This is a genomic window from Mycobacterium sp. 852002-51613_SCH5001154 (genome assembly GCF_001667425.1).
Classification (GTDB): domain Bacteria; phylum Actinomycetota; class Actinomycetes; order Mycobacteriales; family Mycobacteriaceae; genus Mycobacterium.
On record NZ_LZII01000045.1, the window covers coordinates 106143 to 121434 of the forward strand.

A 15292-nucleotide genomic window follows, 5' to 3' on the forward strand; every position below is an offset into this window, starting at 1 on the left:
CGCTACGCGCCCGTGAGGAAAACCAGACGTACCCTGCCGATCTGGATTTCATCACCGTTGGCCAGCACCGCCGAGTCGACGGGCTCCCGGTTCAGATAGGTGCGGTTCATGCTGCCCACGTCGACGACGCGGAATTGGCCACCCTCGCTACGTATTTCGGCATGCCGACGGCTGACGGTGATGTCGTCGAGGTAGATGTCGCTTTCGGGATGCCGGCCCGCCGCCATGACGGGTTGGGTCAAGGTGAACCGTGCGCCGGCGTTGGGCCCGCGCGTGACGACGAGCAGCGCCGAGCCCGGGCTCAGCGTCGGTGTGTCCTCGAGCGCCGCGGCGGCGGCGGTTGCCGGCGCGTCGAACTCGGGCGGCACCGCGGTGCCGATGTCGCCGGTGAGTTCCTCCGAACCTTCGCGCTGCGTCGGCCGGTTCGGCGTAGACCCGGTGTCGCTCACGCGGCTCGCGGCAGATCCGGGCTGGCCGCGGCGCCCTGCGACGTCGGCCGCGTCGGTGCCGGTGCCCAGCCGACGTAGGTCAGGTACACACCGACAACGGCGAAGACGACGCACGCCGCTATCCACCAGGCTTGCGCGCCGATCATGTCGTTGGCCAGCGAGGCGAAGAACTTGGGGAAGGCCACCAGCAGCAGGCCCCGCAACACGATCAGCCAGCCGAGCAGGGAAACGATGGCCGCCGCGGCGCCGCGCCAGTTCTGGTGAGCGGCGACAATGGTCAGGCCGAGCAACAAGATGAAGGCGCCGGTGACGAAGGTCCACATCGAGTTCGCCTCGAACTGCGACAGCAGCGATTGCATGTCGGACGCGCGCGCCACCGCCGTCACATCGACAATCACGAGGAAGGGACCGAGCACGCGGGAGAAGAAGCGTGTCGTCTGCGACTGTTGTGGAACGTTCATTGCCGTACCTCTCATGCGGTGCCGGTCATTCGGCGATCTCCTTTATCGGAGCACTTGACCGCGGCGTCGAGATAGGGACTTATGGCACTCCCTGGCAGGGAGGGGGGCTTATACCGGTGCCACGAACTCGGACGTGTAAAACTCCGCTGGATTCTGCGAGTTCGGGTTGGACCGCTCGATAATCACCCACACGCCAGTGGTGCCGGGCCGAATGGTGTCTTGGACGGTCGCCGTTCCGTTGCCCGCCGGGTCGATGTCCATGCCGGAGAAGGCGGTGCCCGGATCACCCGGCCCGCAGGGACTCGACGACGGCCGCGGCATCTGGATGAGCCCGACGTCGAAGTGGGTGCCCGGCTCGGGCTCGTCGTACAGGTGCACCTCGGCGACCGCTTTTGACCCGGAGGTATGGATCTGGGCCGAACCGGTGCCCAGCCCGGGCCGGGGCACTTTGGGGGCTACGCCGACGCGGCTGAAATCGCAGCGCCGATAGTAGTTGTCCAGGGCTACCGTGGTGCCGCCCTCGGCGGCCGCCTTGGTGTTTTCGAGCGCCGCCGCCGGGGTGATCACCACGGTGATCACCGCCGCACATGTTCCGAGTCGTGTCAGCGCGTGCATGGGGGGCCACCTATTGGGTCCGTGTGAAGTGGATCACAGCGGAATGAGTATTAACCCGAAATCGGCGGAATTAAACCCAATGCGGACAATTACTCGACCGTTAATTTAGGCAGCTATTTGGCGGCTGACTAATTAAAGGCGATGCATTTATAAAGCAGCTAAGGCTTAATGCGGATCGGCCCGGGGGACCACCACCCGCTGCGGGTCGCGGTGCCGAGGTCGAGCCGCGCGGGTTGCGCATCGGCGATGGTGTCGAACTTGCGCAGCGATCCCCAGTCGCGGCCCCAGTCGTGGGACAGGTAGGTCGACATCACATGGGCGCGCAGGAGCAGATCGGTGATCCCAAGCAGACCGCCGTTGACCCCGTCCTGCCAGGTGTCCGTGTCCTGCTTTTTGGCGTTGTAGTCCGGAGTGATCCGGAACTTGGGGATCTCGGTGACGCCGTTGACGTGCAGCATCGGCTGCTGGCAAGGGAAGGCCAGTCCGACCGCCCAGTCCATCAGCACCGGCTGCGTCGAGCCGACGTACTCCTGCAACGAGCGCAGCTCCGGAACGCGCGGCGGGGTCAGGGCGATCCAGTCGTCCGGCGTGAGGGACAGGTCCTCGGCGACCACCCGCACCGCGACGGCGTCGGTCGGCATCTGGGAGCGCGCGAAGCGCAGATTCCGCCATACCTTGGGTTGCTCGCCGTACAGGTCATAAGGCACCAGGCGCCCGGCCGGAAGCACGGCGCCGCCGGGGCCGGGCTTGCCGAATTCCAATTCCACGTTCTGCCCGTTGGTGTGGTGGTGCAGGATGCTGTTGCCGGCGATCGTGCCGGCGGCGGTCACCACCACCAACGGGTGTCCGGCGTCGGGCTTCGGCAGTTGGTACCACGCCGAGGTCAGCTTGCTCTGTTGTTGCGCGCCGCTGGTGTAGCTGCCCGCCAGCGGCACCTGATCGGGGTTGAGGCCGTACGGCAGCGGCACCGTCGACCCGTTGACACCCGGCGTGCTCAGCTTGGTCGGCGCATCCCAGTCGTAGTCGGTTCCGGGCTGCGGCACCGACGTCTCCTTGACCGACTCCGCGAGCGTGCGATCCGGTACCCCGTTGGGGGTGAACCCGGTCGGGTTGACACCCCCCAGCGGGCCCAGCGGGCCGTAATTGTCGGGCAGGGCCGCCATGAAGCCGGCGTTGCTGTCCGGCTCGACGAGCACGTCGTCGGCCAGCCCGCAACCGCCGCTGAATTCCCGCAGGTTGTCCCAGGCGTTGGAGTAGGTGGGGTACTGGCGCACGATGCCGGCCGTCATCGACGCGATGAACACCACCGCCATGAATCCCGCTGCGACGGGGATGGGCGCCGCCGTCACCAGCCGCGCCAACCGTCCCTCGCCGCGGCTCCTGGACGCGAAGTGCAGGTACATCGCCCACAGGGCGGCGATCGCGAATAATGCGAAAAAGATTGTGCTGATCGTGATTCCACCGATTTTCGGCATGCTGCTGTTGAACGGCACGCCATAGCTGGAGACGTACCACCAGCCGTTGGTGGTGGCGAAGCACAGCGCCAAGATGAAAAGCACCGCCGCCAAAAACGCCATCCGGTTGCGCGACCAGCGCAGCACCTCATGTGACACCAGCACCGTCGTCAGCGCGGCCATCGCGGCCCCCACCGCCGCGAACAGCCCGAAGTGGTGCACCCACTTGGTGGGCGTGAACATCAGGAAGAACATGGTGCCGAAGATGACGCCCATCAGTCGCCACGCCGGTCCACGGGCCACACCGGGAACTCGCTTGCGCCGCAACATGATGAACACGGCCGTGAACAGGCACAGCGCGGTGATCAGGAAGCCGAAGCGGCGCGAAAGCGATCCGTCGACGGTGGGCAGAATCAGGTAGTAGTAGCGCAGGTTCTCGGTGTACCAGGCCTGGCTGGGCCCGATGTCGGTGCGAATCCTGGTGGCTTCCAACACCGTTGACAGCGTCTGGTCGGCGAACACCACGGTCAGGATGACCGTTCCGGCGGCCAGCATGGGTGCCACCAGCGGCCAGGTGCCGACCAGGCGATGGCGGCGGACCAGAATGCGCAGGATCGGACGGCCACCCGCGATCAGCGCGGCCACCGCGATCAGTCCGGTGGGCTGGACGCCGAGCGTGAAGGCTGCGGTGATGACCGCCAGCGCCGCGGGCGTCAGCCGGCTGTAGCGCATCGAGCGCTCGATCAGCACATAGGTGATCAGCGATCCGACGGCGATGATGGGTTCGGGCCGCAGGCCGTTGTCGAACGGCATCCAGGCGGTCAACAGGACCATGCCCGCCGCCCAGTTCGCCGCCTTGCTGCGGGCGACCGCGGGCCCCAGCCGGGGCAGCACCTCGCGCGAGAGCAGCAGCCAGCACACGATCCCTGCGATCAAGTCCGGCAACCGCATCCACAGGCTGGCGTCGCTGACATGGGTCATCAGCGCCAGCAGGTTGTAGTACCAGCCGAAGGGGTCCTCGGGACTACCGAACCAACGGAAGTAGTTCGACATGTAGCCGGCGCGGTCGGCGACCCGGGCCATGCCCAGGATGTAGCCGTCGTCCGACGAGTTCGCCCCGATCACGTGCCACAGCACGAATCCGGAGATCACGGTGACGTCGGCCAGGGTGAACGTGCGCCAGTTCGCCGGGATCAGCCGGCGCATCCGGTGACCGTCCAACTGGTCGAGCCGCCACAGCGCGACCAGCGAGACGATGGTGGACACGATCGCCAGCACCATCGCGACAAGTTTCAAAGTCGTTGGGGTGGTGGAGAACCGGGTGTCGATGGTGGCCGACAGCTGCAAATCCGGCGGGGCGGGGCCGGTCAGGTCGGTGAACACCCCCACGATTTGCGGCCGCAGGTTCGGATCGGGGAAACCGCCGCCGAGCGGTCTGCCCGCCGGATCGTTCAGTCCGACAAACGTGGCGTAGGCGCCCGCCTTCGTAGAGGTGATCTCGATGCGCTGACATTGGGGGGATGCCACCTGGTCACGCGCCGCGCTGGCGATCACCACGTTGCGGTCGGTGACGTCCACGCGCTTGCCGTTGACGACCACGAACAACGCGTTCAGCGCGGCGTCCTTGCCCTTCTTGGGCGCGGTGCTGAGCACGACGCCGCCCTCCGGTGGCAGGTCGCGCGCCACCGAGCACGGCACGGTGACGTGCACGTCGACGGGGGTCAGCGAAATCAGCGGCGCGGTAACGCTGTTCAACTGGCCGTTCTGCGGCCAATTCAGCGTCGCGGTGGTCTGCACGACGGGCAGCAGCGGGGTGGCCACCGACAGGATGAAGCCGATCAGCCCGGCGATCGTCGCGACCCACCGCGTCACCCTCACGTTCTTGACGGTCGTGACGGTCATGGGAGCGCCCGAATCGGTCCCTGCCGGCTCCAGCCGTGCACTGTCATCACACCCTGTTCGATTACGGCGTCCGGCGCCTGATCAGCCGGCACCAACCGGAAGTACTGCTCCACGGATCCCCAGTCCCGATACCAGTCGCCACGCAGATACGTCGCGACCGTCGAGGTGCGCAGCATCGTCTGCAGGAACAGGAACGGCCCGCCGGCCTCACCGGACTGCCACCCGTTCGACGACGACGCCGTTTGTTTGTGGTCGGGCAGGATGCGGTACTGCGGAAGTTCGGCAACGCCAAGGTGTTCGGCGAACGGCCGCTGGCATGGGAAGTTCGCGGCGGTCGCGATGTCCATCAGCACCGGCGTCTGCGATCCCATCAATTGCTGCAGGGTCCGCAGCACCGGAACCCGCGGCGGCGTGAACGCGAACCACTGGTCCGAACTCAGGTTCGGGTCGTAGGCGACGATCCGCGCCACGTTCGCCTCGGGCGGCGCCCAGGTCAGCGGGAATCGCAGATTGCGCCACGCCGGCTCGGGCCCGATGTCGATCGGCTGCACCTCCGCGAGCGGCTGGGTGCTGCCGTCGGGGCGGGCCACGCCCCACTGCAACTTCAGCGACTGCCCATAGGTGAAGGTGCCGTCCTCCTTGTACGACCAGATGGCGCCGGACGCCGAAACCACGACGATCGGACGGTCGCCGGTGCGCGGCGGCAGCTGGTACCAGGCCGAGGTAGCGGTGGCGGCCAGCGAGTTCTCGCCGTAGCTGCCCATCACCGGGGTGCGGGCCGGGTCGAGGCCGAACGGCAGCGCCGCGTGCGAGCCGTTGACACCGGCGGGGCCTTTCCCGCCGGCGGTCCCCGCGGAGTCACTCATCGCGGCGTTCGGCTTGTTCGGTGACGCGTCGGAATTCACCACTCCCGGCTTGGTGACCACCGGATAAGACCTCAGGTCGTCGCCGACGCCATCGGGTTTGAAGCCGACCGGATTGGCGCCGCCGAGCGGGCCGTCCGGGCCGAAGGTCTGCCCGGGCGCCGGCTCGAGCATGCCGGCGTTGGGGTCGGGCTCGGTCAGCACGTCGTCGGCCATCGCGCAGCTGGCGGGCGACAGCCCCGAACTGATGGCGGCCAGATTGGCCTTGCCGGTGGTGTAGAGCGGGTAGCGGAACACCGCGCCCTTGGTCAACGAGGCGACTTCGCCGACCACCATGATGGTCGCGACCACCAGCAGCGGGGTCGACGCCAGCACCCGGTTGCGCCGGCTGTCCTTGACCTCGGTGTGCCCGGCGTAGTCCATGCGGAAGTGCTGCCAGGCGGCCAGCAGGCCGGTGAGGATGGACAGCGTCAAGAACATCGACGTCACGGGGTGGCTGGCGACGACCGGCTGGATGTCGTACCACGGCACCCCGTAGTTGCCCACGTAGAACCAGCCGTTGACGCCGGAGGTCGCGACCGCCAGCACGAACAGCAGGGCCGTGACGTACAGCGTCAGGTTGCGGCGGTTGTGCAGTCCGATCCGCGCCAAGGCGAACGCGGTGACCGCGCCCAGCGCCCCGGCCAGTCCGGCGAAGGCGCCGAACTGGACCGCCCACTTCGTCGGGGTGAACGTCAACAGCAACAGGCCGACCGCCGTGGTGCCGATCAACCGCCAGGCCGGACCGCTGGCCACCCCGGGCACCCCGCCCCGGCGCAGCAGGATGACCAGCATCCCGAACAGGCACAGCAATAGCACCAGGACCGCGAATCGCCTCGCCATCGACCCGTCGGGGTTGGACTCCACCGTCAGGAAGTAGTAGCGAAGCCAGTCCTGGTACCACGCGATCGTCGGCCCGACCTTGTATTTGATCCGCGCCGACTCGGCGACGGTCGCCAGCGTCTGACTGCGGAACACCACGACGGTGATCAGCGACAGCGACGCCCCCAGCACCGCCAGCGGAGCGAGCAGCCCGTCGGTCGCCCGGCGCCGCCGGATCGTCTGGGCGACGGCCCGCGAGCCGGTCAGCAGCGCCGCGACGGCGATCAGGCCCTGCGGCGCCAGCGTCGCGGTGAGCATTGCGACGAAGATGGCGACGGCGGCCGGGGCCAGGCGCTGCAGCGCGATCGCGCGTTCGACCAGGATCCAGGTGATCAGCACCCCGAGCGCGATCAGCGGCTCGGGCCGCAGACCGTTGTTGAACGGCAGCCAGGCGGCCAGGAACACCGCGCCCGCGGTGAAGACGGCCACCCGGTTGGCCGCCAGGCCGCCCCTGCCGGGCCCCAGCCTGCGCAGGATCAAGTGGCTGATCACCAGCCAGCAGGCGATGCCGGCCAGCGTGGCCGGCAGCCGCATCCACACGCCGGCGGTGCTCACCGACGCCAGCCTGGACAGCACCCCCAGGTACCAGTCGAACGGTGCGTCCGTCGTGCCGAAGTAGCGGTAGTAGTCGGCGATGTAGCCGCCCTTCGGGGCGACCCGGGCGATGGTCAGGTTGTAGCCGTCATCGGACGAGGTGGCGCCGATGACGTGCCAGACCAGCAGCGTCGCGATCACGCCGGCGTCGGCGATCCAGGTGGCGATGCCGACGCGCCGCCACGAATTCCAGCGCGCACGGGGACGGTACCGGGAAAGCCAGGCGATCGGGGACTGCCAATTGACCAGCGTGCCGCCGCCCCGACTGCGGCGGTCGAGCGCGGCCAGCGCGATGACGGCCGTCAGGACGGCCAGCGCGCCCACGCCCATGGCGAGCTGTTTGAGGGCGGTTGGGGCCGTGATGAACCGGGTGTCGATGTCGACGCGGGCCGACAGCCCGGGCTGGGCGGGCACCTTCAGGTCCGTGAAGATGCCGCCGACCTGGGGCTTCTTTTCCGAGGGCAGTATCCCGGAGGCGCCGGGCATGCCGACGAACTCCGCACCCGCCGCGCCCGCGTCGGCCCAGGCGTGCAGCACGCTGCAGGCCCCGCCGGCGACCGCCGGGCGCGGCGCGGCCGCGGCGACAGTGTCGCGGAAGGCCACGACCACCAGGTCCTTGTCCGCCCGCACGAACAGCCCGTTCTTGCCGGCGTCCATCCCGCCGGCGGGCAGGGTGGAGACCACCAGGCCGCCGCCGGCGGGCAGGGTGGCGATCGCCGCGCACGGGATGGAGATGTCCAGCGCGCGCGGCGCCCCGGACACCAGGGGCGCGGTGATCTGGGTGACGTGCCCGTCCGCGGTGCCCTGCGGCCACAGCACCGTCGCGGTGGTCTGTTTCACCGGGAGCAACGGAACCAGAACGCACAACAGCAGACCCACGAGGCCCGCGACGACTGCCACCAAGCGAGGGATCCGCTGCGAACGCTGATCATCGTCGTGGGGCACGAGGCTCGATCGTAAGCGAAGCTCCTTTGTCCGCTGAGGACGCGGGGCCGCGCGGGGCCGCGCGGCCTCAGCCGGGGAGCCGGGCGGCCAGTGTGTCCAGGCCCGGGCCGGCGAGGTCGGCGAGCGCCGCGGGGCGGCCGGACATCGCCATCAGCAGCGCCTCACCGGGGCCGGTGACTTCCGGCCCGCGGCCGTGTTCCCAGTCGACGTCGGTGGCGCGCAATCGCAGGCCCCTGATCCGGCGGCCGGCACCGAGCCTGGGGTTGCCCGGCACCAGCCCGAGGACCCGCTCGAGCCGATCGGCCGGCACGCTGCGCGGCCGGCCCAGCGCGCGGCGGATGTCTTGGTGATGGATGGTGCCGTCGACGAGCGCGATCATTCCGCCGAAACCCGCTGTCAGCCCGCGTGGTTGGAGATGAGCACGCAGAAAGTCGAGCAGCTGTCGCGCGCTCAGGCCGGCGAACTCGTCGACACCCACCTGGTTGGCCCGGACGACCCAGCCCTTGGCGAAGCGCTTCAGTAGCGCCAGCGGACCCAGCTCTTCGTAGCTGACCACATGCGCGACAACCTCTTTCACGGTCCACTTCGAGCACAGGCTGGGGGCGTCCCACTGCTGCGGCGTCAGGGTGGCCAGGAAATCCGCCAGGTCGGCCCGCTCGTCGTGGGCCATGCTCATCAGGGTGGCCGTCATTGCCGGGCCCCGGCGAGCAGGCGCGCATAGCGGTCCAGGTACAGCGGCCAGCCCGCGTCACCGTCGACGCCCTCGGCGACGGATTCCCATCCGGGTCCGTGGCGGTCCAGGTGGCGATGTTCGAGATCGACCCGGGTGCGGTCGTCGGACTCGGCGGTGAAGCGCACCTCGACTTCACTGGTTTTCGACTGGTCGGGTTCCAGTTGCCACGTGGGGCCGATATCCCAGGTGAACACGAGGCGGCGGGGCGGCTCGTAGGCCAAGATCCGCGCCCAGCGGCAAACGCTGCCGTCGACGCCGCGGTCGTAGATGTGCCCGCCCACCCGGGGCTCGAAGACCGTTTCGGCGATCGGGACCGAGAGCAGGTTGTGCTCCCGGGGTTTGAAGTCACCGAACTGCTCGGTGAAGACGGCGAATGCCCGCTCGATCGGGGCGTTGACCAAAACGTGGTGCATAACGTTCGGGATCCGTTGCGTCACAGGTCTTCTCCTTTACTCTCGTCGATCTTTCGGGCGTAGCCGGCCAGAGCCTGCGCCCAGAACCGGTCGAGGTCGGCGCGCAATGCCTCGAGGCCCGTCGGGTCGAGTTGATATACGCGCCGGGTGCCTGCGGCGCGGTCGCGCACCAGCCCCGCGCATTTGAGCACCTTGAGGTGTTGGGAGACGGCCGGTCTGCTGACGGGCAGATGCCGCGCCAGTTCGCCGACCGCGGCCGGCCCGTGCGCAAGCCGCTCCAAGATGGCCCGCCGCGTCCGGTCCGCCAGGGCGTCCCAGACATCTCCGTCGGTTTGGTAAGCCGCCACGAACCGTAAGCTTACACTTACCAATGGTGGGCGCCAACCCTGCGATCGGCCGCGACCTTGGGATCGGTAGCGGCCCCGACCGCCTGCACTGGCGGCATGAACATCGGTCACAACGCCAAGCGGATGCTCGCTGGTGCATTGCTTTCGGGCGGCTTCGCCGTCGTCGGTTCGGGCCTGGTCGTGGGAACCGGCCATGCGCAGCCTGCCCCGATGGTGTGCCAGGACCCAAGCCGCGGGCCGAGCCCCACCAACAGCTGCACCTATCAATGGTGCCCGGGCTCACCAGAGCTCAAGAACATGCCGAACTGGGACAGAAACGTCTGCCACCCTTGGTATTTCGATCAGAACAGCCCGGTGACCAATTCGACCATCATCGAAGGTTTTCCACCACCGCGGCCGCCCTCGCCTCCGTGCATCCCGTTCATCAACTGCCTGCCCGGGTTGTGACGGCTAAGTCTTGCGCAGGGGCGCGGGATTCCACAGGCCGCTGCGCGTTGCCGTACCGAGCTGCAGGCGGGCGGGCTGCGCATCGGGGTAATACGGCGTCAGCCGTTGCAGCGAGCCCCAGTCGCGCGACCAGTCGTCCTTCAGATAGGTGGCCATGGTGGTCGCCTTTGCCAGCAGCTCGGTGACGCCCAGCGGTCCGCCGCCGTTGTTGTCCATCACCGGCGAGTTGGCCTCGGCGCCGAAACGGTCCGGCAGGATGCGCCATTTCGGCGCCTCGTCGACGCCGTTCTGGTGGCCGAACGGCCGCTGGCAGGGAAACGCCAGCCCGACCAACCAGTCCAGAAACACCGGGTCCCGCGACCCAACCACGTCCTGCAGCGTGCGCAGCTGCGGAATCCGGGGCGGTGTGAGTGCGATCCAGTGCTGCGGCGCCAGGTCCTCGTCGTCGGCGACCAACCGGATCTGGGTGGCGCCGCTGGGGATGGCCGACAACGGCAAGCGCAAGTTGCGCCAGGCCGGTGAGGCCCCCACATCCGCGAGCTGGAACGACCCACCGGGATGCCCGTGCGCCGCTTCGTCATCGGTGGCCCACTGGACCTGGACCTCGCGGGGGTCGAAGCGGCCGGCTGCGCTGACCACCAACAGCGGCCGCGCCTGGTCGCGATCGGGCAGTCGGTACCAGCCCGATCGCAGGTGGGCGGGCACCTGGATGCCGGGCCGCCAGCTGCCCAGGACGGGGGTGCGCGACGGATCGAGGTTGTAGGGCAGCTGGGCAACCGAACCGTTGATTCCCGGCGCCGGAGTGGTACCGCCCTCGGTGCCGGCCTCGGCGCCGGTGACCAGCTTGTCGTCGTTGATGAAGCTGCGGTCACCTGGACGCTCCATCACGGGGTCGGCGCGGACGTCGGCGGGAATTCCGTTGGGCGTGAAGGCTTCCGAGAGGCCCGCACCGAGGGCGTCACCCGCGGTGGCGCTCACCGGCGACAGGGTGCCGGCGTTGGGGTCCTGTTCCACCAGCACGTCCTCGGCCAGCCCGCACGATTTGCCGGTCAGCGCCTCGAGGTTGGAGCGACCCACCGTCCATGCCGGGTACTGGTCGGTCATCGCCAGGGTCAGCGATGCCACCTCGAACACCACCAGCAGCCACGTCGCAATTGCCAACGGGGACTGGACGATTCCGGCCACGCGCGACCCGTACCGGGTCTTGGGCGGCCCGTCGTTCAGCGAAACGAAGTGGAACCAGGCCGCCAGCAGCAACACCACGACGGTCAGCCCGAGCAGCGCGGTGGCGAAGGCATAGTGCCACGCCGGGAACGAATTCGACCAGGGCACACCGAAATTGGACACATACCACCAGCCGTTGACGCTGGCGAACGACAAGGCCACCAGGAACAGCACGACGGCGGCGAACATGGTGCGGTTGCGCCGGGATCGCATCGCCACGGACGTCACGGCGATCGCGGCCAGCGCGCCCAGCGGCCCGGCCAGCCCGGCGAACACCCCGAAGTGGTGGGTCCACTTGGTGGGAGTGAACATCATCGCGATGAACGAGATGATGGTGATCCCGACGATGCGGCGGCTCGGCCCGGCGGCCGTGCCCGGAATCCGGCCCTTGCGCAACGACATTGCGACCGTGATCCCGAGCGCCAGGACCAGCGCCAGCACGGCGAAGCGGCGGGCGACCGACCCGTCGGGGCTGGCCATGAACAAGCGCTCGTAGCGGATGTGTTCGTCGAACCAACTCAGGCTGGGACCGACGGCGCGCTTGAGCATGCTGGCCTGAACCTCGCCCGCCAGGGTCTGGTCGCGGAAGATGAGGATGGCGGTGACGGTGACCGCGGCGAACAGAGGCGCCACCAGCGGCAGCGCGCCGAACCGCTTGGACCGCCGATGCAGGATGGTCCGCAGCGGCCCGATCGCGACGAGCAGCGCACCGATCGAGGCGATGCCCGTCGGCCCGGAAAACAGCGTCAGCGCACCGATGATGCAGGCGACCGCCACCGGCAGCAACCGGCTGGTGGCCACCGCGCGTTCCACCGAGCACCAGGTCAGCAGGATGCCCAACGCGATGATCGGCTCGGGCCGCAGGCCGTTGTTGAGCGGCAGCCACACGGCCAGGAACATGCCGGCCGCCGTCCACGCCGCGCCGCGGTTCAGCTTCACGGCGTGACCCAGGCGCGGCATGACTTCCCGGCTGATCACCCACCAGCACGTCAGCGCCATGGCCAGGGTGGGCAACCGCATCCAGATGCTGGCGGTGCTGACGTGGGCCCACAACGCCAGCAGGTCGTAGTACCAGCCGAAGGGTGCCTCCGGCGTGCCGAACCAGCGGTAGTAGTTGGCCATGTAGCCGGCGTGCTCGGAAACCCGGGCCATGGTCAGGATGTAGCCATCGTCGGACGTGTTGGCCCCGACGAACTGCCACCACACCAGCACGGCGATCACCAGCGCGTCCAGGCCGCCGATCGACCACCAGCGGGACGGCAGGAAGCGGCGATGCCGGCTGCCGTCCGCGGTGTCGAGCAGGTGCAGCGCGACCAGGGCGGCGGCGGTCAGGACCACCCCGAGGATCATCGCCGCCATCTTCAGTTGGGTGGGGCTGCTGCTGTAGCGGGTGTCGACGGTCGCCGAGAAGCTCAGGCCCGGCGGCGCCGGCCCCGCCAGATCGGTGAAGACGCCGACGATTTGCGGCCGGAAGTCATAGCCGCTCTTCTCCCCGCGCAGCGGCGAGCCGGGATGCTCGGCGTTGGGTCCCTGGGTCAGCCCGACGAACTCGGCGGTGACGCGATCGGCGTGCGCGGTGAAGGTCAACCGCTGGCAGGCCGGGCTCAGCACCTGGTTCAGCGGGGCGGTCACCACCGCGACGTTGCGCACCACCACCACCAGGTAGTCGTTGGCGCGTTGGATGAGCAGCCCGCGGTCGACGGCCTTGGGGGCCTGCTTGGGCACCGTCGACAACAGCACCGTCTTCGCCGTGTTCGCCGGGCCGGCCAGCCCGGCGGCGGCCTGGCACGGCACGGTGATGTTGAGGTCGGTGGCGACGTACCCGATCAGCGGCGCGTCGACGCTCTCGAAGTTGCCGTTCTGGGGCCAGTTGAGCTGTGCGGTGGTCTGGTTGACCGGCAGCAGCGGGGTGGCGATGGCCAGCAGGGCCCCGAGCAGCCCGGCGACGGTGGCAACCAACCGAGTGATCCGGTGGTTCGCTCCCGTGTCGGTCACGGTGGTAGATGCTAGTTCTTCGACGCCGGGCGGCGAGGTGTCGGTGCTCATGAGCGGCTTGTCGGGGGCTTGCGGATGGCCACCACGAACGGGCCGGCGCTGTGCACGACGAACTGTGGGCTGTCGAAGAGGGCGGCCCGCAGGTCGACGGTGTAGCGACGGACGTTGGGCTGGTTGGGATACACGTCCTCAGCGAGCCGCAGCGTGTAGTTGCCGTTCGCGCCGCGGCGCATGAGAAACACCGTGGGTGGTGGCCATGGACAGGTGTCGAGCGCGTGGATGAGGTCGTCGGCCGACTTGAGCTTGGACCACTTGTTGATCTGGGCGCCCCGCAGGTCGAATTGCGCGAGCGGGTTGGCGTAGTGCGACGTCAACCCCTGGAATCCCCAGTAGGGATAGAAGGACAGGAAGCTGTAGTCGGCGGTCATCACAACGGTCTGGTCGCGGGGCCTGCCGGTCGCGGTCGTGATGGCGTGGTCGATGTCGGGGTAGAACTTCTCCGAACTCGGCGGCCGGCGGTCACCGCGCTGGCCGTTGCCGTCGGTGTCGGTGTAGGCGATGGTGAGATCCGGGCGCAGCACGTCGGGAATGTCCTGGCTGAATGCGATCGCGGCGGCCAGGCCGACGGCGCCGGCGACGGGCAGGACGGCCCGCCCGCGCGCGGACAGCGCCCCGACGGCCTCGACGAAGCCGAAGGCCCCGGCGGCCACCAACAACACGGTCAACGTCGGCTGCAGCCGGAAGGACAGCAGCGTGGTGCGCGCCAGCGTCGTCAGCATCGAAAGCAGCGACCACAAGTAGACCGCCAGCACCCCGATGCCGATGGCCCCCGCCCGCACGGAGGAACCCGCCCGCACCACCAACCACAGGGCGCCCAGCAGGCAGACCGCGCCCAGCAGAGAGAACTGCAGCATGGGGAAGGTCAGCACGGCGCCGTCGGCCGGTAGGTAGTGAAAGGCGCTGCCGGAGTTGCTGACCGGGCTGCGGAGCGCCCGCAACAGGAACGGCAGCCAGGTGGTGCTCGCGATCGCCGCGGCGATGACCGCGATGAGGGCCAGCCGGCGCACCGGGTCGAGCGCGGCCCCGAAGCCGCCGCGCCGCCAGCGCGCACCGGCCAGCAATAGCGCCATGAGCAACACCGTGAATGCGCTGAAGGCCAGCAGCAGCGAGTACCAGGTCGCCGTCCAGCCGAGGAATAGGCCCGCACCAACCACGGCGGCCCACCCGCCGTTGCGTTCGCCGCCGCGCAGACCCGACCAGGTCAGCACCAGCACCGGCGGCAGCAGCACTGTGATCATGGCCGCGTAGGGCTCGGGCGAGCCGTAGGCGAGCGTCGCGGCCGCCGTCGCGGTGGTGACGATCAGCGCGTACTCGAAGCGGACCATCCGCCACCACAGCACCAGGGCGATGGCCACCGCGATCGTGATCGAGGTGACGGCCCACGGCTTGTAGACCTCCCAGGCCGGTGCTCCGCTCAGCGCCGCGGCGCGCCCGCCGATCCAGAACCAGCCGGGTGGGTAGAACGGCGGCAGCCCGATGTAGGTCATGTCGCGCAGGGCGGGGCTGTCGGCGAGCCGGGTCAGGTACTCGGTGCGGAACTGCTGGTCGACGGAGATGCCGAACAGGTACAGCTTGGTCGCGCCCAGCGGCATGCCCAGCGTCACGACGGTGAACGCGGACACGAACACCAGCCCGCCCAGCTGCGCGAGCCACCGGAACCGGCCGGAGCGCCCCCATGCCCAGCCCACGGCGACCAGACCGGCCAGGCAGCCGACCTGCCCCACAGTGGTCAGCGCGTGCAGCTGGTTGGACGACGGGAAGGCCGGCCACTGCACGCGGGCGATGGCGACCAGCGAGACCACCGCGACCACGACGGCCACCGCCACCGCGACCGCCATCTGGCCGAGACTGGCCAGCGCGTTGCGCATG

Annotated in this window: 11 protein-coding genes; 1 reads left to right on the top strand and 10 read right to left on the bottom strand. The window is 69.0% G+C overall.

The genetic code is table 11. The annotated features are described in order from the left end of the window. Nucleotides 1-2: 2 nt before the first annotated feature. From A5750_RS12140 to A5750_RS12175, 8 genes are all read right to left on the bottom strand, one after another. Nucleotides 3-449, bottom strand: coding sequence for an FHA domain-containing protein (locus A5750_RS12140; protein WP_066953433.1), 447 nt, complete (start codon nt 447-449; stop codon nt 3-5). After that, nucleotides 446-910: a hypothetical protein gene (locus A5750_RS12145; RefSeq protein WP_066953431.1), complete on the bottom strand. Its 465-nt coding sequence runs from the start codon at nt 908-910 to the stop codon at nt 446-448. The genes A5750_RS12140 and A5750_RS12145 overlap by 4 nt, the downstream gene beginning before the upstream one ends. Nucleotides 911-1018: 108 nt before the next feature. Then, nucleotides 1019-1525, bottom strand: coding sequence for a hypothetical protein (locus tag A5750_RS12150; RefSeq protein ID WP_066953429.1), 507 nt, complete (start codon nt 1523-1525; stop codon nt 1019-1021). Between the two features lie 158 nt (nt 1526-1683). Beyond that, the gene (locus A5750_RS12155) at nt 1684-4881 is read right to left on the bottom strand and encodes an arabinosyltransferase domain-containing protein (protein ID WP_067263076.1); all 3198 of its coding nucleotides are present in this window, start codon (nt 4879-4881) and stop codon (nt 1684-1686) included. Further along, nucleotides 4878-8204 (bottom strand): arabinosyltransferase domain-containing protein, encoded by a 3327-nt coding sequence (locus tag A5750_RS12160; RefSeq protein WP_067263080.1) that lies wholly within the window; start codon nt 8202-8204, stop codon nt 4878-4880. Before A5750_RS12160 ends, A5750_RS12155 begins: the two co-directional genes overlap by 4 nt. A gap of 67 nt (nt 8205-8271) precedes the next feature. After that, nucleotides 8272-8895: a maleylpyruvate isomerase family mycothiol-dependent enzyme gene (locus tag A5750_RS12165; RefSeq protein WP_067263083.1), complete on the bottom strand. Its 624-nt coding sequence runs from the start codon at nt 8893-8895 to the stop codon at nt 8272-8274. Next, a complete protein-coding gene (locus tag A5750_RS12170) occupies nt 8892-9350 on the bottom strand; it encodes an SRPBCC family protein (protein ID WP_066953607.1) in 459 nt (152 codons plus the stop codon). Before A5750_RS12170 ends, A5750_RS12165 begins: the two co-directional genes overlap by 4 nt. 20 nt (nt 9351-9370) lie before the next feature. After that, entirely contained in the window at nt 9371-9697 is a 327-nt protein-coding gene (locus tag A5750_RS12175) for a helix-turn-helix transcriptional regulator (protein ID WP_066953419.1), read from the bottom strand. A 96-nt stretch (nt 9698-9793) separates the two neighbouring features. On the opposite strand from A5750_RS12175, the gene A5750_RS12180 reads away from it, so the two are divergent. Then, the gene (locus A5750_RS12180) at nt 9794-10144 is read left to right on the top strand and encodes a hypothetical protein (protein WP_067263086.1); all 351 of its coding nucleotides are present in this window, start codon (nt 9794-9796) and stop codon (nt 10142-10144) included. Between the two features lie 3 nt (nt 10145-10147). Here A5750_RS12180 and A5750_RS12185 read toward each other — a convergent pair whose 3' ends face one another. Then, the gene (locus A5750_RS12185) at nt 10148-13414 is read right to left on the bottom strand and encodes an arabinosyltransferase domain-containing protein (protein WP_067263089.1); all 3267 of its coding nucleotides are present in this window, start codon (nt 13412-13414) and stop codon (nt 10148-10150) included. Next, nucleotides 13411-15291 (bottom strand): galactan 5-O-arabinofuranosyltransferase, encoded by a 1881-nt coding sequence (locus A5750_RS12190; protein ID WP_066953415.1) that lies wholly within the window; start codon nt 15289-15291, stop codon nt 13411-13413. Before A5750_RS12190 ends, A5750_RS12185 begins: the two co-directional genes overlap by 4 nt. Nucleotide 15292 lies beyond the last annotated feature (1 nt).